The sequence below is a fragment of the Aurantibacillus circumpalustris genome (genome assembly GCF_029625215.1).
GTDB lineage: Bacteria > Bacteroidota > Bacteroidia > B-17B0 > Aurantibacillaceae > Aurantibacillus > Aurantibacillus circumpalustris.
The window spans coordinates 1,257,819-1,278,128 of the sequence record NZ_CP121197.1; the positions used below are offsets into that span (position 1 = coordinate 1,257,819).

Sequence of the window (20,310 nt, forward strand, 5' to 3'; positions counted from 1 at the left end):
AACAGGAATTAACATCATTCTGCCAAAATTAGATTCCGGTAAATTAATCTGCTTTCACAATTATATTTTCTATTTTTACGAAATAGGACCCAAATTAGACAAAGCACGTGAGTATATTAAAAGACAAATTTCTTCTTAATCCTGAAATCACTTATTTGAATTTTGGTTCATTTGGTGCGTGTCCCAAAGTGATTTTTGAAGATTATCAAAAATGGCAAAGAGAGTTGGAAGTAGAACCGGCGCAATTTATCACAGTAAATAGTCCAGTTTATTTAAAAGGAGCGCGTGAAGCACTGGCAAACTATATTCATTGCGCTGCAGATGATTTGGTTTATGTTACAAACCCATCTTACGCAATTAACATTATTGCAAAAAGCCTTAAGCTAAATTCGGGTGATGAAATATTGAGTACCGATCTCGAATACGGTGCTTTAGATCGCACGTGGAATTATTATACAAAACAAGCTAAGGCAAAGTATGTGCGACAAAAAATTCACTTACCACTTGTAAGTAAGGAAAAACTTATTGAGGATTTTTTCGCAGGACTTAGTTCTAAAACAAAAGCCATCTTTATTAGTCATATTACCAGTAGCACAGCGTTGATATTGCCGGTAAAAGAAATATGCGCCATTGCTAAACAAAAAGGTTTACTAACGATAGTGGATGGGGCACATGTACCTGGACATATTGATTTGAATCTTTCTGAACTGGAAGCAGATATTTACACAGGAGCATGTCACAAATGGATGCTAACTGCTAAAGGTTGTTCATTTTTGTACGTGAAAAAAGAACTACAGGAATTATTTGATCCTTTAGTGGTAAGTTGGGGTTATGAAGCAGACTCTCCCTCTTCGTCACAATTTCTAGACTATCATCAAATGCAAGGCACCAGAGATATTTCAGCATTTTTAACTGTTCCAAGAGCGATTGCTTTTTTAAAGGAAAATGACTGGAAGACAGTCGCGTCAGACAGCAGAGCTCTAGTGCAAAAAAACGCGCAATTTTTTTGCGATTTAGTTGGGGCGCAACCTTTATGTCCTATTACAGACGAGTTCCTAGGACAAATGTTCAGTATACCGATTAACCCTTTGAGTGCAGAACGTTTGCAACGGTATTTGTTTCAAACCTATAACATTGAAATTCCTGTTATGGTTCATGGAGAATCAACCTATCTGCGTTATTCCATCAATGCTTTCAATACTCAAAAAGACTTAGATCACCTTTCAATAGCTTTAAAAGAAATTATTGAGGTAACGGATTTTATTGCTGTACCCGAAAGATTGAATAAGTAGAAATAAAAATGCACTTTACTAAACACCTTAAATTGTTTTTTGAATAAGTGTTTCTTAATTTCGTTTCACTGAAAGTTTATTTTTCAGCACAAGTAATTTTTTCGGTATTCTATATCAACATATTTTGTTATGCGGAAAATAAATTCGTTTACCTTTTTAACACTGAACGGTTTTTACAAAGGCCCTGGCGATGATACCAGTTGGCACAAGCACGGCGAAGAAGAAAGCAAATTTTCAGAGCAGCAACTAGAAGCTGGCAACATTCTTCTTTTTGGAAAAACCACTTTTGAAATGATGCAAAGTTTTTGGCCAACGCCCATGGCAGCTGAACTTTTCCCTAAAGTTGCTAAGGGAATGAATGAAGCAGAAAAAATTGTCATTTCAAATTCACTTAAGAAAACCGATTGGAAAAACACAAAGATTTTAAGAGGAGATATTATTAAACAAATCCAAGAATTAAAAGCAAGTAAAGGCAAAAACATCACCATTTTAGGCAGTGGAAGTATTGTATCTCTGTTAACGAACGCTGAGCTTATTGACGAATACCAAATTATGATTGATCCCGTAGCAATTACAAAAGGGACAGCTATTTTTAATAACATCACTACTAACTTAGATTTAAAGTTAACAGAGTCGAGAGTTTTTAAAAGTAGCGGTACAGTTTTGCTTACTTACAAAAAAGTATAAAACCTACTAGATATGAAAAACAAACTTTATCCCTGTTTATGGTTTGATGGAAAAGCCAAAGAAGCTGCTGAGTATTATTGCTCTATTTTTAAAAATTCAAAAATCACTTCTGAAAACCCTCTTGTGATAATTTTTGAATTAAACGGATTTAAATTTATGGGCTTGAATGGTGGACCTAATTACAAATTTTCTCCTGCAACTTCTTTCGTTATTGAATGTGATACGCAAGAAGAGATAGATCATTATTGGGAAAAATTAGGTGAAGGCGGCGTTTACAATCAATGCGGATGGCTCGATGATAAATTTGGAATGTCATGGCAAATTGTTCCTTCTATCCTTGGAAAACTCATGTCTGATCCTGAAAAATCTCAAAGAGTTATTCAGGCCTTTATGCAAATGAAAAAATTTGAGATTGAAAAACTCCTTAATGCCTAACGCGAAATAAAAAACTGAAAATCCAAAAACAAAGAATTAAGCAAACACCACCACCTTTCATTCTTTTACACTTTCTTGCCTGTATTATTGTACTGTTTAAATTTAAAGCATACATTTACTTACAATGGCTTATAAAAAATCCCTTATAACATTCCATTTCATTTTTCTATTGAGTACCGCCGTCTTTTCCCAAGACCAAGGCCTCATTGATTCCCTCCAAACCCAACTCAAGCAATTACAAACTGAAAGAACTGAACTACGTAATGGCACAATGGGTATAAAGGATAGCTCCATTGCGAAAATTTTGAACGCGCTCTGTAATGCATATCGAGATAACAATCCCGACAAAGCTCTAGATTACGGCACCCAAGCGGTGGCTTTATCCGAAAAAATTGTTTGGAAGAAGGGGATTGCACTGGCGTACAATAGTATTGGGATTGTTTATAAGAATCAGGACAATTACCCCGAGGCTTTGAAAAATTACTTTGCCTCTTTAAAAATAAAAGAAGAAATCGGGGATAAAAAAGGAATAGCAGGTTCATACAATAACATTGGAACTATATACATGGCACGGGGCAATTACCCTGAAGCCTTGAAAATGTACCTTTCTGCTTTAAAAATAAATGAAGAGACCGGCAACAAAAATTGGCTTTTAATCAATTATCGGAATATCGGGCAGATTTATCATAAGCAGGGCAATAATTCAGAAGCTTTAAAAAACTATTTTGTTGCTTTGAAAATAGCTGAAGAACTTGGGGATAAGAACCAAATAGCGGGCTCTAACGAGTATATCGCAGGTGCTTATATGGATCAGGGCAATTACACCGAAGCTTTAAAAAAGTACTTTTCTGTTTTGGAAGTAGTAGAGGAAACGGGGAAAAAAAATTCGATTGTCAGTTGTTATGGAAATATTGCTCTCATTTATGCCCTTCAGCACAACTACCTTGAAGCCCTGAAAATCACTTTTGCTGCTTTGAAAGTATCGGAAGATATCGGGGCTAAAGCGCATATAGCCGCTTCTTACATTAACATCGGGACTTACTACCTCCAGATGAACCGCGCAAAAGAAGGGAAGACATGGCTGCAAAAAGGATTGACATTAAGCAGAGCATTAGGTCGATCAGACGATATTATGGAAAACTACAAAAACCTTGCAGAAGCCGACAGCGCCTTAGGCAATTACAGAGGCGCCTTTGAAAATTACAAACTTTATATTCTATACAGAGATAGTATTTTTAATAATGAAAATACGAAAAAGCTCACTCAAACCGAAATGCAATTTGAGTTTGATAAAAAAGAAGCTTTAACAAAAGCTGAACAAGAAAAAAAAGATGCCTTGGCACTTGAAGAAATAGAAAAACAAAAATTAGTGCGTAATGGCTTTATCGGTGGCTTTACGGTGGTGCTGCTTTTTGCGGGCGTATTTTTCAGGCAGCGCAATAAAATTAAACAGGGTAACCGCGAATTACAAATCGCCAAAGAACGCGCAGAGAAATCAGAACGCTTAGAACAACAGTTCTTAGCTAACATGAGCCATGAAATTCGAACACCCATGAATGCTGTGATGGGAATGACCAACCTGGTTTTAGACTCGCCTTTAAATCCTAAACAAAAATTTTATCTCGACATCATTAAAAAATCTGCGGATAATTTATTGTACATCATCAACGATATTTTAGACCTCTCTAAAATAGAAGCTGGCAAACTCGATGTTGAAAAAATTGATTTCTCAATTGAAACCGTTAGCAAACAAGTGATGCAAACCTTACAACACAAAGCAGAAGAAAAAGGATTAGAACTGGTTTTAAATTTAGATTCTGCTCTTCCAGCTGTGGTGTTGGGTGATCCGGTGCGGCTTAATCAAATCTTAATGAACTTGGCAGGCAATGCCATTAAGTTTACCGAAAAAGGAAGCGTGGCCATTGAAGTGAAAAAAAACGCATCTGAAATTAAATTTTCAATTATAGATACCGGTATTGGCATTCCAAAAGATAAATTACAAACCGTGTTTGAAAGTTTCTCGCAGGCGAATAGTTCTGATACCCGCAAATATGGTGGCACGGGATTGGGATTAACCATTAGTCGGCAGTTAGTAGAATTAATGGGCGGCAAAATAAACATCGAAAGTAAAGAAGGCTCAGGCACTACTTTTTGGTTTAGCATGCCTTTTGAAGAAGGTTCCGAAGCAGGATTAAAACAACGGCTTGCCAAAGAAGAAAACGTGGACGGAAGCATTTTAGATGCTTTAAATATACTCGTGGTTGACGATAACGAGTACAACCGTATTGTAGCCAAAGATACTTTGGAATCAAAATCGAAAGCAAAAGTTACTGCCGTCGACAGCGCTAAAGAAGCTATAAAACTATTACAACAAAAAACATTTGATGTGGTTTTGATGGACGTTCAAATGCCGGACATGAATGGATTTGAAGCGACACAATACATCAGAACAAAATTAGACGCGCCACTCAACACCATTCCCATTGTGGCTTTAACAGCCAGTGTACTAAGAGCTGATTTGGATAAATGTACCGCTGCGGGTATGAACTCTTATATTCCAAAACCTTTTAAGACTTCGCAACTCATTGCAGGCATTGCGCAGGTGTTAAATATTGAATTAGTAATCAGCAAGGAAACCCAATCTGAAACAAATAAACCAGAAACAAGAAATTCACAAATCACCAATCTCGATTATTTGCATAAATTTTGCGAAGGCGATAAAACAAAAATGAAAAAGTACATTGGTCTTTATACATCTGCAGCACCAACATTAATCTCCAACATTAACGATGCCCTCAAAAAAAATAATTTAGAAGAACTCGCCAATCAAATTCACGGCTTTAAAACCAAGTGGATTATGATGGGCATGACAGAAACAAAAAATCTCGCCATGGAAATTGAAAATCAATGCAGAGAAGGAAAAAGCGATGAAAAGTTGTTTTCAAATATAAACGAGCTAGTAAGCCAAATTAGAACGTCGATAAGTGAGTTATCATAGAAATTATTGATTTTATAGAATATTAATTAACTTTAAACATCATAAAAAACAAGAAATGGAATTTACAAAACCAATAAAAATATTCGTTGTAGATGACGACGTGATGTTAACCGAAGCCTTAAGTGATTATCTTACCCGAAAGGTAGCTCATCAAGTTTCTTGTTTTCACACCGGCGAAGAAGCTTTGAGGCGAATTGGCGACAACCCGGACATCGTTATACTTGATTTTTATATGAACACTGTGAAAAAGGATGCTGCTACTGGTTTGGAAATATTGGAAGTAATTCACAAACATTATCCTAGCACAATGGTAATCATGCTTTCGAGTCAGGAAAGTTACGTGAAGGCTGCTCAAACTATTTCAAAAGGAGCGATTCAATATGTGATTAAAGATGAAGATGCATTTGAAAAAATCATGCAACAAATCGAAAGTATGTAATTCGAAAACTCTATTCGGTTTTTATTGAAATACTTTATTTAAAGCAATTAACGAGCTTTAAGCCCACTGGTTCTTTCAAATTTTTACGATTTGATTATGTTTTTTTGTAAGCTCCAGCTTTCAAAAGGCAGTAAATATGATTAACTTAGTTAAATGAAAAAACTTTTACTAATTGCTTTGATTTGTTTTTCTGTTAAACTCAATGCGCAGTTTTTAGTTTCTTCAAATACCGCCATTGAATTTTGTAACGAAAGAGATTCCTGTTTAAACGCTAATAATTTTTCCTTCCTCTTTTATGATGAGAGCAAAAGCGAATTTTTCCTTAAAGTAGATTTTAGCACCTTCCGGACTGAACAAGACACTTCAAATAATTGGTTAATCAACGAGCGGGATACCTGTCTTTATTATCGCTTTATTTTTCCAAGAGAAGATTTTCCTAAACTGGGGATTGAGGAAAGGCAATCGTTTAAATTAAATGGAAAAATATTTTATAATAATAAATGGAAAGAGCAATCTATCGATTTAAGTATGTTTGCACCACAAAGCAATTTAATGAATAACACCAGCAATCCGAACAGCACTGGTTTCGAAAATTATAAAGTCAATTTCACACTTCCTTTTGTTCCAGCTAATTTCAAAAAATACAAAATACCCGCTTATAATAAACAAGTGGTGAATATTAATGTTACGCTAGGTCGCATTAACATGCTTAAACAAGGCATGGAAAGTATTTTAGATGCCGATTTTTATCAGACGACGCGCTGACCAATAACCTAACGTTTTTGATGTTTTTTGCCTATCTTTGCCTTCTTGATTAAGATAGGTAATATAGAGCTCCCCGATTTCCCATTATTATTGGCTCCCATGGAAGATGTGAGTGATCCACCTTTCCGTTATGTTTGCAAACAATATGGCGCAGACCTTATGTACACTGAGTTCATTAGCAGCGAAGGTTTAATTCGCGACGCCATTAAAAGCCGTAAAAAGCTCGATATTTTTGATTACGAACGTCCTATTGGCATTCAAATTTTTGGTGGAGACGAAGAAGCAATGGCTATGTCAGCTAAAATAGTCGATGCCACACAACCCGATATTGTAGATATTAATTTTGGTTGCCCCGTTAAAAAGGTAGTTTGTAAAGGCGCTGGTGCTGGGGTTTTAAAGGATGTAGACTTAATGGTGCGTTTAACAAAAGCAGTTATAAAAAGTACCTCTTTACCAGTAACAGTTAAAACGCGCTTGGGCTGGGACGAGTCTATGATTAACATTATGGAAGTTGCTGAACGCCTTCAGGACATTGGTGTGCAAGCTCTGGCGATACATGGTCGCACCCGCGCGCAAATGTATAAAGGCAGTGCCAACTGGAAATACATTGCAGATGTAAAAAATAATCCACGCATAAAAATTCCAATATTTGGAAACGGTGATATTGATTCTCCTGAAAAAGCTCTGGAGTATAAAAACAAGTATGGTATTGATGGGATCATGATTGGACGTGCTGCAATTGGTTATCCATGGATTTTTAACGAGATCAAACATTATTTTAAAACAGGTGAACATTTACCTAAACCAATTTTGCAGAATCGTGTGGATGTGGCTAAAACACACGTTTTAAAATCGGTTGAATGGAAAGGTGAAAAATTAGGTCTGTTAGAGATGCGCAATCATTACGCAAATTATTTTAAAGGCATTCCGAATTTTAAAGAAACCCGTACTAAGTTAGTTACCTTGAGTTCTACTTCTGAAATTATAGAGGTTTTGGATAGCGTGCTTCATATGCCGGAATTGTTGGCGGTTTAGTGTTTCTATTTAGTCGACACTCAAAAAAGTCTCTTCCCTTTTTTAGAACTTACTTTTCTTCCTTGATGAAGAAAAGTAACAAAAGAAATCAAGGCGATTTGCCAACCTGAATTTTTCGCTAAATGCCTAAACCCACAACCCACTTAACGATCCCGAAAGCTTTCGAATTGGCGTCAAGTTAAAAATGCCACTTTATCGGTAAAGTTCGCTCTATTCCTTGTTTCGTAGGTTATTAATCTTCGACTATTATTAAGTTGTACTTGACTTAAGGTCCAATCCGATCGCGGCATTAATCCTACAATAAATCTTGTTGTTTTTATTAAGCTTATACCCTTAAATGTTTTTATTGCTAGTCGGTATACAGGCATTATAAATAAGACAGTCAAAAGTAAGGTGAGGTAAATAATTGCTTCAGGAATAAATGGTCGGTTTAGTCTTTTAGGGATGTTTTTTTCTAATTTTAGATGACTTTTCCATGATTTAAAAACTATTTCTATATGCCACCTTATTTTGTAAATATCTTGTATTACTTGTGGTTCAAGGTCTGCACAAGAACTTACAAAAACATCCCATCCTAATAAATGAAGTTTTTCTATTGTAAGTTTTTTTCTTCTGTCACGATCCTGAATAGCGCATTTTTGTCTATAGCTTGCTGTTTTACGATCTAATTTAATTGCAAAAAGTGTAACAGGTACTTTTTCTTCTTTACCTAAAAGAACAGTCTGTTTCAAATACTTTTTGTTTTTTAATAGCTTCTTCAAATCAATGAGTTGATTGTTATGTGGGAAAAACAAATGAACATCTTTTCGTAATGGACAAATAAAATGCGCTCCTTTCTTAAGAATCTCTTTAAGAGATCTTAAAACAAAATAACCTAAATCCCTTACTATTAAGTCGCCCGCGCTAATATATTGCAAGATGTCAGCGGAAGCTGCCTGATCATTTCTGGTAAAAGAAGTAACCATTAGTTCTTCAAATGTATTCTTCATTAAATTATAGATAACCTGAATCTTCGCAACGGAGTGATTACCTGTGTAAGTTTTATTTCCCTGATAAAATTCATACAATGAGCTTGGTAAGTGAATACAGGTGCTATCTTGAATGTAAACATTACTGAATTTTTTCATGAATTTATTTACCGTGCGCTTAGAATTAAAAGATCTATTTAAAAGTTCGCGACATAAATTTATAAAATCAGCATCAACTCGCTCAAAAATAGCCTGTTTCGAAATCGGTTTATTTATAAGTTGACTTAGATGAAAAGCCCAGCCAGAAAGAGAAAACGAACCATTTAGGTTACAATTGTAAAAACTCAAAATCAAATTTAAAGGATCGATTTTTTTGGTTCGTCGCTTTTGAAAATTGCATGAATGAGAAAGTGAATAAATTCTTAATTCTTTTAGTCTTTCTTTTAAAGAGATAATTTTATTTTTGAAATGGTTTCCTGTGCGCATATTTTGTTTTGTTAGCGCAATTAAAATACAGCAAGCAGGAAACTTTTTTATCCCTCTATCTTCTTAATTATCAATACATAAAAGTTAATTTCATTAGAATTACCTTGACGCCAATTCGAAAGCTTTCGGGACGGGTTCGCACCAAATCGCCGTTCGCTACCGCACTATCCTAGACGTAACCAGAACCCAAAAAAATTAATTTAATCCGGCGGAAAAAAAATTGCAGACATGCCTCATAAACTAAAAAAAATCCGTTTAAATAAAAATAATATTTGTTGACTTTGTTGCCGAGGGTTTTGAAACTCAACTATTTAAAAAGCGTACTTAACCGAGGAAAAACATCCTCATCTTTTTGTATCCAATTAATTTCCACACCTTCCTTTTCCATTTTACGAAACCAGGTCATTTGCCTTTTAGAGTATTGAAAAATGGCTGTTTGTAATTGAACAAATAACTCCTCTTTTGAGATTTCTTTTTTTAGGTAACGCGATACAAATTTATACTCTAAACCAAATAATTCCAATCGCTCATGGGTAATGCCTTTACTTAATAAATTTTCAACTTCTTGAATCAACCCTTCTTCTAAGCGTTTGTGAAGTCGCTCGGTAATGTGTTTTTTCCGGGATTTCACTTCTGTTGTAATGCCTATGTAATAAGGTTTATATGGTAAGGAGACTTTAGAAAGTGTATTTCCACTTTTAGAAAAATGTTCGGCAATCTCAATTCCACGAATAATTCTTTTTTTAGAATTTAAATCAACATGTTGCATAAATTGTTCAGGATATGTTTTAATCAGCGCGACTAATTCTTCTTTGTCGATAAATTCTAATTCACTTCTTAATTTTTCATTCTCCTTTATTTGTGTGAAAGAAAAATCTTTTCGGACTGCGTCTAAATACAATCCTGTTCCACCACAAATAATTGGAATTTTACTTTTTGCAGTAATCAACTCAAATGCTTTTTTTAATTCTAGGCCAAACTGATGTAAATAAAATTGCTCTTGCGGTTCTATGATATCAATGATGTGATATGGGATTGATTTTTCGTTTATCACATACTCATTCAAATCTTTTCCTGTGCCAATGTTCAGACTTTTATAAACCTGACGTGAGTCTGCACTTATAATCTCGCCATCTAATTCATAAGCCAGGTGGCAAGCAAGCCGTGTTTTTCCGCTAGCAGTAGGCCCTAAAACAATTATGCAATTATATTTATTCAACTAGTCTAGTTGGGATATAGAGAAGTTTAAAATTATAATTTGGATGCTCTTTGTTTTGTTTTTCGGAGTTGTAGTAATCATTTCGTTTATTACCTTTTTTTAAGGAGCTATTTGAGTTCATATTGAAATGAGGATCGTGTTCATTCGCCTGAACAAAACCCGCATTTATGAATGCGGTTTCCGAACCAAATTCTTTGTTAACATAGGTCATTATATCGCCTGCACTTTTTTGTTTGCAAAAATGAGAAACTAACTTACTCAATCCTCCAACTACAGTAAGCCCGTGTTTGCAGCAAAAACGAATTAATTCAAAAGAACGAATATCTTTATGTAAACGATCCATTTTTCTCCCTTTAGAAAAGGTAGCAATAGCCACTAATTCATTTTCATAAAACAATCCTAAATTATAGGCGCTTTGTGTGCTACCCATGAGGTGATACTTGCTTAAGAAATCGTTTTTAGTAAAATTATCAACACTATCTATGTTGCACTTACGGGCATAAATACGTTCGTTTAAACCTAATTTCGAAAAAACAACTCCAGCAATTTTATTAAAATCATTCATCAAATGATCAAAACGGAAACAAGGAAAATCGCTTTCTTCTACAGGTAAAGTTTTGGAAAGTGTGTAAACAATTGATTTATCCTGAAAGGAAAAAATAAGTTTTTTGTTTTCTAAAACAAGTTCAACCTTTTTTTTGGCTAACTGAGTCTTTAAACTATTTAACCCGATTTCCAAAATAATTATTTATTAATGCAATTAAGCATTCACAGGAGTCATTGCTTTTTTAACACAAGCCGAAATCTTCGCCGCCATTTCTGTCATGTATTCTTCTGTCCACGCACATTTTACACCGAAGGAAATTAAACGTCCGATAACCGCTTGTGTTTTTGGAAGATTTAAGTTGTTATAATCTTGTGGCGCGCCTAAAACATGAATTGGCAATTTAGAAGCTGTTTTCAGTCCTTTAATATGATCCCATTGATTAATAAAATGGTACATGTTTTTAAACCAGTAATCAAAACCAGCGACACCCGCTTTATTAAACTCGTCTACCACACGCTGGGCAATTTCAGTACTTGGCAACATGATGTTTAAGAAGGTTGCTGAATCGCCACTTTCGTCTCCTAATTTTGCAAAACCAATGCCTTCTGTTTTAGACAATTGATCTTGCATGAATTTTTTATGCTTACGATTCGTTGTCAAAATCTGAGGCACTTTGCGTGTTTGCGCGGCTCCAACAGCAGCGTGCAATTCACTGATACGGAAATTAAATCCAATGATCGGATGATTTTCCATACCACGTTTGTCGCCTACGTGATCGTGACCATGATCACAAAAACTATCTGCTAATTTATAAGTCGTTTCATCATTGGTAACAAAAATACCGCCTTCACCAGCAGTTGCAATTTTAAAAAAGTCAAAAGAGTAGGCGCCGGCTTTACCGAATAAACCTGTAAACGTTCCTTTGTAAGAGGAAGCAAATGCTTGTCCAGCATCTTCCACTAAAATTAATTTATGTTTGTTTACCACAGCCATAATCTCATCCATATTAGCGTTACCGCCACACATGTGAACCAGACAAACGGCTTTGGTTTTAGGTGTAATGGCATTTTGAATTCCTTCTGCACTCAAACACAAAGTTTCGTCTATCTCAGCAAAAACTGGCAATCCACCTAAAAATAAAATAGCTTCAATGGTAGCAATGTACGTGAATGGCGGACAAATAACCTCATCACCCGTTCCAATTCCAGAAGCAGCTAATGCAGCCATAATCGCCGCTGAGCCATTCGAAACAGCTAAGGCATATTTTGCTTTTGTTATTTTTTTTGTTTCTGCTTCAAAATCTTTTGCTTTCCAAATGTTGTTACGCTGTGCATCGTGGTTGTAACGAAACATAACACCCGTTGATAATACATCTTCTATTTCTTTGCGCTCTTCTGCGCCAAATAATTCTGTTCCTGGCATGATTGATTTTTTTTTGTGGCTTAAAGTTAAGATTTATTAGGTGTTTTATCAAAACTGATTTTCAAAACTGATTTATTTTAAAAAAATCCAAATTGCAATTTCGTTTTATTTGTTTAATTTTAATAAACCGGTTAAACTCTAGCACCGACTATCCATGCAAATCATTCTAAACTATTTATTCCTATTTGCTTTTTTTATTCAATCGCTTATTGGCTTTTCGCAGAGCGAAACAAACAAGTGGTATTTTGGCGGTAATGCCGGACTTGATTTTATGACAACGCCTCCGACAATTCTTGTTAATGGTGCCCTTAATACAGTTGAAGGATGTGCAAGCGTGGCAGATGCGACAGGAAATTTGTTGTTTTATACAGATGGAGTAACTGTTTGGGATCAGACACACGCAATTATGGCAAATGGTTCGGGACTATTCGGCATCACTTCACCATGTCAATCATGCATAATCATAAAAAAGCCAGGAAGCAGTACTTTATATTATGTTTTTACAATGGCAGGTGTTTCAAATACTTTAGGGCTTAACTATTCGGTAGTGGATATGAGTCTAGCCACCGGAATGGGCTCAGTTACTGTAAAAAACGCGCCTCTTTTTAACGCACCCTGTGCTGAAAAAATAACCGCTGCAAAACATTGTAACGGTGTGGATTATTGGGTGATGATTCATCAACATAATTCTACCAATTTCCATGCCTATCAGCTCACTCCCGCTGGGGTAACATCGGTGGCGGTTACTTCGTCTATTGGCGTGGCGGTTGGCCCACCTTATTCTCTGGGTTGCATGAAAATTTCCGTAAGCGGTAATAAACTTGGTATGACAGACTACTTGGGCTTTGTAGACCTTTTTGATTTTGATAACAGTACTGGTTTTGTATCAAACTGGGTGCCACTGTTGAGTAATTTTTCGTCCTACGGCTGCGAGTTTTCTCCCGATGGGACTAAGTTTTACGCAGGATCTTTCGGTGTTTCGAGTATTAAACAGTGGGATATTTGCGCGGGAAGCGCCACGGCTATCGCTGCTTCCGAGTATAGTTTCTCAGCAACAAATCCTTGGAGCTTACAAATGGCCTCAGACGGTAAAATTTACGTTGCACACAATACTTCAACACTCGGCGTTATAAACAACCCTAACTTGGCAGGTGTAGCCTGTAATTACACTAATAATGGCCAATCCATTGCTCCAAAAAGCACTTATAGGAGTTTGCCCAATTTTGCCAATAGTAGTTTTGCACCACCCAAACCAGCTTCACCTTTTACTTCAACCATGAACACAAGCGTTTGTAAACAGGTAACGTTTTCGGTTCCTGCAGTGCCCACACAAAGCGTTATAGGTTGTAGCACGATGGGTTATTCGTTAAACTTTGTGTTGTGGAATTTCGGAGATCCTGCTTCCGGAGCTGCAAACACCAGCACATTAAGTAATCCCTCGCATACCTTCACTGCCTTTGGAACTTACACAACTCAACTCATTCTTTATTATAGCTGCACAGGCGGTACCGATACGCTCAGACAGGTTATCACGGTTTCAAGCGTCCCAAGCCAGACTTTAAACGTTAACGGAAAAACCACCATTTGCATTGGCGAGAGCACTAAACTTACCATAAGCGGTGCATCTACTTATAGCTGGAGCACAGGAGTTGTTGGATCTTCAGTGAGTGTATCACCAACGGTGACTAGTGTGTATACTGTAACTGCCGATATGAGCAGTTGCATTATTAGCAAAACAGTGCAAGTAACGGTAAACAAATGTCTCGGAATAGATTCTCAAACCTATAATTCGCTAATAGACTTATTCCCTAATCCTACCCGAGGGGTATTTTATATTGATGCAAATTCAGATTACGAAGTAGAATTATTTGAGGCCACCGGAAGAATGCTTATTTCCCTAAAAATTATCAAAGGGCAGAACCCTTTAAATATAGATAATCTAGCAGACGGCATGTATTACTTAAAATTAAAAAGAGAAGGCTATCAAGCCATCAAGCGATTAGTAAAAATCAACTAGGTGTTTTGTTTGGCTTCGAATTATTTTGTTTCAGAACTCACTAAACACGAACTATACACGAATTCCAATAATGGTAACGTCATCTACCTGCTCATAAGAGTTAATCCAGCTGTCAAATGCAGACTCTAGATTTTGTTTTTGCTCAGAAATAAGAAGATCGGAATTTTTTAGCATTAATTCTTTTAAATTCTTACTCATGAATTTTTTCCCGTTTGGTCCGCCAAACTGATCGGCAAATCCATCGGTTGTTGTATAAATCAAATCACCGGGTAGAAGATCAATGACGTGCGTGTTAAACGTTTCTTTGTCCTTGTCGTGTTTACCCACAGGCATTTTATCGGGTTTAATTTCTATGAGTTCACTCTGCCGGATAATCCAAACTGGATTATTTGCCGCTGCTATTTGTAATTGTTTATTCTTAAAATCAAAAATTATCAGGCTTACATCCATACCGTCTTTTCCACCTTCAGGACTTCCATCTTTTTTTAAACGGGTGATAATTGTTTTACGGGTTTCATTTAAAATTTCAGCGGGATCTGTTTTATGTTCAATCGATTTTTCGAGACTCATAATATTGAGTAAACTCATAATGGCGCCCGGAACGCCGTGTCCTGTGCTATCTGCGGTAGCCAGAACAAAATTTCCGTTAGTAAGTGTTTCCGCCCAATAAAAATCTCCACTTACAATATCCTTTGGTTTGAAAAAAATAAAATAGTCTTTCAGATGCTTATCGAGCAGTTCTTTTGAAGCCAGAAAACTTCGCTGAATTCTTTCCGCATAATTAATACTATCTGTAATTTCTTTATGTTTTTCTTCTACAAGGTGTTTTTGTTGCGCAATTACTTCGTTTTTAGAAAGCAATTCCAGATTTGCTTTTTGCTTTTGCCTTAACCCTCTTAAGATGAATAGCACTAATAAAAATAGCAACAACAATCCTGCGCTTACTGAATAAATAATGATTTTTTGTTTTTGCTTTTCTTCAGTATAAATTGCGTCTTTTTTTTCTTGTTCTGCCTTGTCTGACATTTTTTGCTTTTCAAGATCGCTTTGAAATTTATCGCGCGTAGCCTTTTTATTAAATTCTTCTTTGTTCAATTTATTTTTTAGAGCAATATACCGCTGGTAATGCAGGTAGGCGTCTTTGTAATTATTACTGGCTGAATCAATTTTATAAGCAAGTTTCTCACGCTCGTAGGTATGTTGAACAGAACCTTTCCCATCCAAAATTGACAAAGCTCTGTCGGAATACAATTTTGCATTTTTATAATCACCTTTTTCAAAATAATCTTTAGTGAGATAAATACATGACGACATAATCGCTTCGGGACTTCCACTTTGTTCTGCCAAAGCGAAAGCTTCCTTATGTAACTCAATGCTTTTTGTAAAATTGCCCATGTGCTGGTATACTCTGCCTGTACTAAGGAGTGTGAAATAAATGAGCCGGATATCATTTGTTTTTTCGCCGATTTCAGTAGATTTATTTAGATGTATTAGGGCTTCAGGATATTCTCGTTTTTCCAAATAGGCGCACCCTATTTTTTCGTGAAGATCTCCAATAGTTTGCGTTTCTCCTTTTAGAGTATATAATTTAATTGCCTTAAGATAATGGTCAATCGCTTCTTTGTAATAAAGTAATTGCATATAAAAATTTCCTAACACAACTAAACCCCTTGCATCTTCCTTCTCGTCAATGATCAATTTTTTAGCGGAAATCGCTTTGTCTAGGTAACGCAATGCTTGTAGCGTATCATCTTGTTCCGCATAAAGAAAAGCAATTTCCATAGTGAAGCGTACAATACCTTTTTGCCAGTTTATTTTTTTTGCATGAGCTAATCCACTCTCAAAACACTCCAGTTGCTGAATGATTTTTCCTTGCGAAAAATAATAGTCCGATATACCTAAACTTGCTTCTATAATTCCTGCTTCATCATTTTGGTCTTCACATATGGAAAGCATTTTATTCATGTATGTTAAAACCTTTGGTGAACTTAGACCATCTTTAAACTGGTAATAATTTGCTTTAAACAAATAACCTTGGGCTTTGGCCTTTAGCAGACGCTTTCGTACAATAGTATCTTTAGTAGTTATTAAAAGTTTATCTACTGATTCTATTAATGGGTTAGCATATTTTAAATTATCTTCACCCTCGCAATATTCGCATAGCATAAGGTAGATTCTAATCCTGAATGTATCTAAGGGCAACCCTTCTAGAACATGGTTTAAGGAATCTAATTTTTTAGTTTGAAAATTTAGTAGTTCATTAACCAGCTCTTTTGAAGATTTTTTTTGCGCGCAGAGATTTTGATGAGCCAGGAAATTCAAGTAAAAAAACAAACTAAACAGTATTATCTTCTTCATGCGAAATTTATTGTTGTAAATTAATAAATTAAGGACTGGGTAAATATTAGGACAATTAATGCTACTAAAATAACATTTAAAACCAGACTATTCATTCTAAAAAAATTTCTTTTGAATCGGTATAATTCAGTGCTTTAAATTCATATTTACAAAAAAGTAGTATTATATTGCTTTAGTTTATAAAACTCCGTTTTAATAAACTCAGGCGATTTCAGCCAATTTAAAACATTAACATTTATCAAGTTTTTGGAAAAAAAAAGTTGACAAATGTCAATTTTAATTTTTATCAAGCCCCCCGTATAGCTAATAAAATCAATGGTTACAGGGCATTTTATTTAACTATTTGAAAAACATTTAGAATAAAATTTATAAGTGTGTTTTTGTTGTCAATTTGTTTTTTTTAATAGGTTTGTTTTATAACAACTAAACATTATGCACATGAAAAAAAATTATCAAACTACTAAGGTGTTTTTCGCCTGCCTTTTGCTTTTTAGTATTAAGGCTTTTGCACAATTAGCAGGTGTTGTGACTATAAACAACACAGCGCCTGCTTCAGCAACAAATTTTACAAGCTTCACGGCTTTTGCCGCTGTGGTTAATACAGCGGGTGTTAGCGGGCCGTTAACAGTGAACGTAGATGTTGCTTCTGGTCCATATACCGAGCAAGTTAAATTTTTGCAAGCTCCTGGTATTTCAGCAACCAACACCATAACTATTAATGGAAATGGTCGCGTATTAACCTTTGGCTCTTCTGCCTCTGCTAACCCGCACACAATGGTATTGCAGGGCGCAGATTACATGTTCTTTAATAACTTAAATTTCATTGGCACGGGTACAACTTACGCGCTTGTGGTTCATTTGTGGAGTTCGGCTAATAACAATCAGTTTTTAAATTGCACGTTTACTGCTCCGCAAAATGGGACATCTTCTTCTCAGTGTCCTTATTCCATATCTGGTTCAGGAACTAGTGCTACTGGTTCAGGTAATGCAGGCGATGATAATATTGTAAACTCTTGTACACTCACCAGTGGATATTATGCAGCTGCCTTTTATGGTAACAGTGGTACACCAAAAAATACAGGAAATCAGATTTTAAACTCAAGCTTAACTAACTTTTATGTTTACGGAGTTTATGGATATTACAATGAGTACCTTACTATAAAAGGTTGTACGATAGATCGCCCTACACGTACCACGCTTACTACATTTTATGGCCTTTATTTAAGTACAGGAAATTTGGATGGAATTTTTGATGGAAATCAAATAAGAACGCCTTGGGGCAATAGCCTAACGAATACCGGTACGGCTTATGGAATCTATTGTTCTTCAGCAGCAACAAATACACATGAGAATAGGATTATAAATAATATTATTTCAGATATGTACTCAAATGGAACTACCTATGGGATATATACAGCTGGTTCTTATAATCAGGTTTATCATAATACGGTTGTTTTAGATGGTTCAACAAACACCGCTGGTACAGCGTATGGTGTTTACGCAACTGTCGCAACTAATCCTGTAAAAAATAATATCATAAATATAAACCGTGCAGGTACTGGCACCAAATATTGTTTGTATGCTGGAACAACTAGTAACACTTGGAATTCCGATCACAATGTTTTTAATATGCTTTCTACTGCTGGTACAAATGGTGTTGTATACGCAAGTACGAATCATACAAGTTTAGCAGTTTGGCAGGCATTTTCTTCTAATGATATGGGAAGTTCAGAAGCAGATCCAGTCTTTAATAATCCTTCGGCTTATGATTATTCTCCAACTTCTACAATAATAAACAACATGTGTCCTCCATTAGGGGTTGGTGAGGATATTAATTCCGTATCCAGAAGCCCATTATTCCCAGATCCGGGTGCTGTTGAAGTATTTAATACACCATGTACTGGAGCTCCGGGCCCTAATTCTTTTATTACCCCAACTGTTGCCTTTTGCCCTGGCATGGTGCTTGATCTTAATTTATTAAGCAGCGGATCGTATACAAATTCTGGTTATACCATCGCTTGGCAAACATCTACGGCTTCAGCTGTTGGACCGTTTACTTCGGTTTCAGGTGCAACTTTAAATAGTTATAATACAGGCCCAATTCTTCAAACAATTCATTACAGGGCGGTAATTACCTGTACAGCCGGTTCAAGTTTTTCAACAGTTCCTCAGTCAGTTAACGTTGCTCCTGTTACCACAAGTGTAGTTCCTTACCATGAAGGTTTCGAAACGCTTGCTTTAAATAAGCTTCCAAACTGTTCTTGGGCTGCAAGTAATGTTGGTATAAGTAACTTAACCTATACGGCTCCTGCCGGAAACAACAGGGTTCCTTATACCGGCAGTAATTTCGCTTCTTTCGCTAGCTCACCATCTGGAACTAGCTATTTCTACACTAACGGTATTCAATTAGTTGCTGGAATTACGTATTCTGCTTCCATGTGGTATATTACAGAGTCAGGTTTTAATGATTGGGCAGATTTGTCTATCATGGTGGGGACGGGACAAACACCTGCAGGTATGGTAACCGTTGCGTCAACAGGTGGCACGGTAACACCGATACTTTACACACTGCTTTCAAATACATTTGTAGTACCTCTTTCGGGCTTATATTACGTTGCAGTGAAAGCTACTTCTGGTGCAGGTGTAGCGCCATATTTAACCTGGGATGATTTAAGCATTACAATTCCTTGCGAAATTAATGGTCCTAACTTGTCAATTAGCCCTAGTGCTACAACTATTTGTCAAGGTCAAAACGTTTTATTAACGGGCGTTGGTGCCGACTCTTATTTATGGAGTGGTGGTCAAACAGCTACAGTAGGTATATTTGCTCCAACTTACCCACAAACATACACGCTTACAGGATTTAACACACTTAGTGGATGTACAACAACATTGACTCAAATGATAGATGTGCTTACTTCACCTCAAGTTTCGGTATTTATAAATGACCCAACAGGTTGTGCTGGAGAAACTGTGAGTTTATTAGCTTATGGTGCAGATACTTATTTTTGGAATACTGGCGCACAGTCGGCATTAAATTTTGTAAATCCAAATGTAACTACAACCTATTCAGTAATTGGTACAAATTCTTTGGGCTGTAGCAGTATTGGAGTAGTTCAGGTTACTGTGAACCCCGCTCCTATTATTACGGTGTTAATTTCCAATACACAATTATGTAACGGAGATCAATTAACGCTGACAGGGTCTGGTGCTGGAACATATAATTGGCTAACAAGTCTCAACTCTTCTCAAAGTGGTAATCCTTTAACAATAAATCCAAATGCTTCAGGAACTTATACGGTTATTGGAAAAGACAGCAAAGGTTGTGAAGGAAAAGCAACTGTGAGTTTCGCTGTTGAAGAGTGTACAAGTCTGACTAAATTATCGAGTTCAAATGTTTCAAAACTTTACCCTAATCCAACTACTGGTGTTTTTGCTATCGAGTTAAATAAACCAGCAAGCAAAATAGAAATCAGTGATTTAACTGGTCGCGTAATTTCATCTTATCTGAATGTTGAAGGAAAAGTTAGTTTTAATATCAATACGTTAGCTAATGGCATTTATTATGTCAAAATAAGTCAATCGGATTCGTATGAAGTAGTTAAGCTTGTAAAAAGCAATAACTAAATAAATAAAATAGTC

Annotated in this window: 14 protein-coding genes; 9 read left to right on the top strand and 5 right to left on the bottom strand. The window is 36.0% G+C overall.

The features are described 5' to 3' along the window. Positions 1 to 107: 107 nt before the first annotated feature. The 7 genes from P2086_RS05210 to dusB all read left to right on the top strand — a co-directional run bounded on the left by P2086_RS05210 (position 108) and on the right by dusB (position 7,651). Positions 108 to 1,292, top strand: coding sequence for an aminotransferase class V-fold PLP-dependent enzyme (locus P2086_RS05210; protein ID WP_317899382.1), 1,185 nt, complete (start codon positions 108 to 110; stop codon positions 1,290 to 1,292). 129 nt (positions 1,293 to 1,421) lie between these two features. Then, complete coding sequence (locus tag P2086_RS05215; protein WP_317899383.1) at positions 1,422 to 1,979, top strand: dihydrofolate reductase family protein; 558 nt, start codon at positions 1,422 to 1,424, stop codon at positions 1,977 to 1,979. A gap of 12 nt (positions 1,980 to 1,991) precedes the next feature. Beyond that, entirely contained in the window at positions 1,992 to 2,414 is a 423-nt protein-coding gene (locus P2086_RS05220; RefSeq protein ID WP_317899384.1) for a VOC family protein, read from the top strand. A 271-nt stretch (positions 2,415 to 2,685) separates the two neighbouring features. Next, positions 2,686 to 5,412, top strand: a complete 2,727-nt coding sequence (locus P2086_RS05225) for a tetratricopeptide repeat protein (protein ID WP_317899385.1) — start codon at positions 2,686 to 2,688, stop codon at positions 5,410 to 5,412. Between the two features lie 55 nt (positions 5,413 to 5,467). Then, complete coding sequence (locus P2086_RS05230) at positions 5,468 to 5,851, top strand: response regulator (RefSeq protein WP_317899386.1); 384 nt, start codon at positions 5,468 to 5,470, stop codon at positions 5,849 to 5,851. A 153-nt stretch (positions 5,852 to 6,004) separates the two neighbouring features. After that, the gene (locus P2086_RS05235; RefSeq protein ID WP_317899387.1) at positions 6,005 to 6,616 is read left to right on the top strand and encodes a hypothetical protein; all 612 of its coding nucleotides are present in this window, start codon (positions 6,005 to 6,007) and stop codon (positions 6,614 to 6,616) included. A gap of 45 nt (positions 6,617 to 6,661) precedes the next feature. Beyond that, a complete protein-coding gene (dusB, locus tag P2086_RS05240) occupies positions 6,662 to 7,651 on the top strand; it encodes a tRNA dihydrouridine synthase DusB (RefSeq protein WP_317899388.1) in 990 nt (329 codons plus the stop codon). Between the two features lie 173 nt (positions 7,652 to 7,824). On the opposite strand, the gene P2086_RS05245 is transcribed toward dusB, so the two are convergent. The 4 genes from P2086_RS05245 to P2086_RS05260 form a co-directional block, all read right to left on the bottom strand. Beyond that, on the bottom strand, positions 7,825 to 9,105 hold the full coding sequence (locus tag P2086_RS05245) for an IS4 family transposase (RefSeq protein WP_317897820.1): 1,281 nt from the start codon (positions 9,103 to 9,105) through the stop codon (positions 7,825 to 7,827). Between the two features lie 307 nt (positions 9,106 to 9,412). Beyond that, positions 9,413 to 10,324: a tRNA (adenosine(37)-N6)-dimethylallyltransferase MiaA gene (miaA, locus tag P2086_RS05250; RefSeq protein ID WP_317899389.1), complete on the bottom strand. Its 912-nt coding sequence runs from the start codon at positions 10,322 to 10,324 to the stop codon at positions 9,413 to 9,415. After that, positions 10,317 to 11,063: a hypothetical protein gene (locus P2086_RS05255; protein ID WP_317899390.1), complete on the bottom strand. Its 747-nt coding sequence runs from the start codon at positions 11,061 to 11,063 to the stop codon at positions 10,317 to 10,319. Before P2086_RS05255 ends, miaA begins: the two co-directional genes overlap by 8 nt. A gap of 21 nt (positions 11,064 to 11,084) precedes the next feature. Then, positions 11,085 to 12,293 (bottom strand): DegT/DnrJ/EryC1/StrS family aminotransferase, encoded by a 1,209-nt coding sequence (locus P2086_RS05260; RefSeq protein WP_317899391.1) that lies wholly within the window; start codon positions 12,291 to 12,293, stop codon positions 11,085 to 11,087. Positions 12,294 to 12,447: 154 nt separating this feature from the next. On the opposite strand from P2086_RS05260, the gene P2086_RS05265 reads away from it, so the two are divergent. Then, positions 12,448 to 14,310, top strand: a complete 1,863-nt coding sequence (locus P2086_RS05265; RefSeq protein ID WP_317899392.1) for a T9SS type A sorting domain-containing protein — start codon at positions 12,448 to 12,450, stop codon at positions 14,308 to 14,310. A 51-nt stretch (positions 14,311 to 14,361) separates the two neighbouring features. Here the strand turns inward: P2086_RS05265 and P2086_RS05270 are convergent, their stop codons facing one another. Continuing rightward, entirely contained in the window at positions 14,362 to 16,476 is a 2,115-nt protein-coding gene (locus tag P2086_RS05270; protein WP_317899393.1) for a SpoIIE family protein phosphatase, read from the bottom strand. Between the two features lie 630 nt (positions 16,477 to 17,106). Between P2086_RS05270 and P2086_RS05275 the strand changes: the two genes are divergently transcribed. Then, entirely contained in the window at positions 17,107 to 20,295 is a 3,189-nt protein-coding gene (locus P2086_RS05275) for a T9SS type A sorting domain-containing protein (protein WP_317899394.1), read from the top strand. Positions 20,296 to 20,310: the final 15 nt, after the last annotated feature.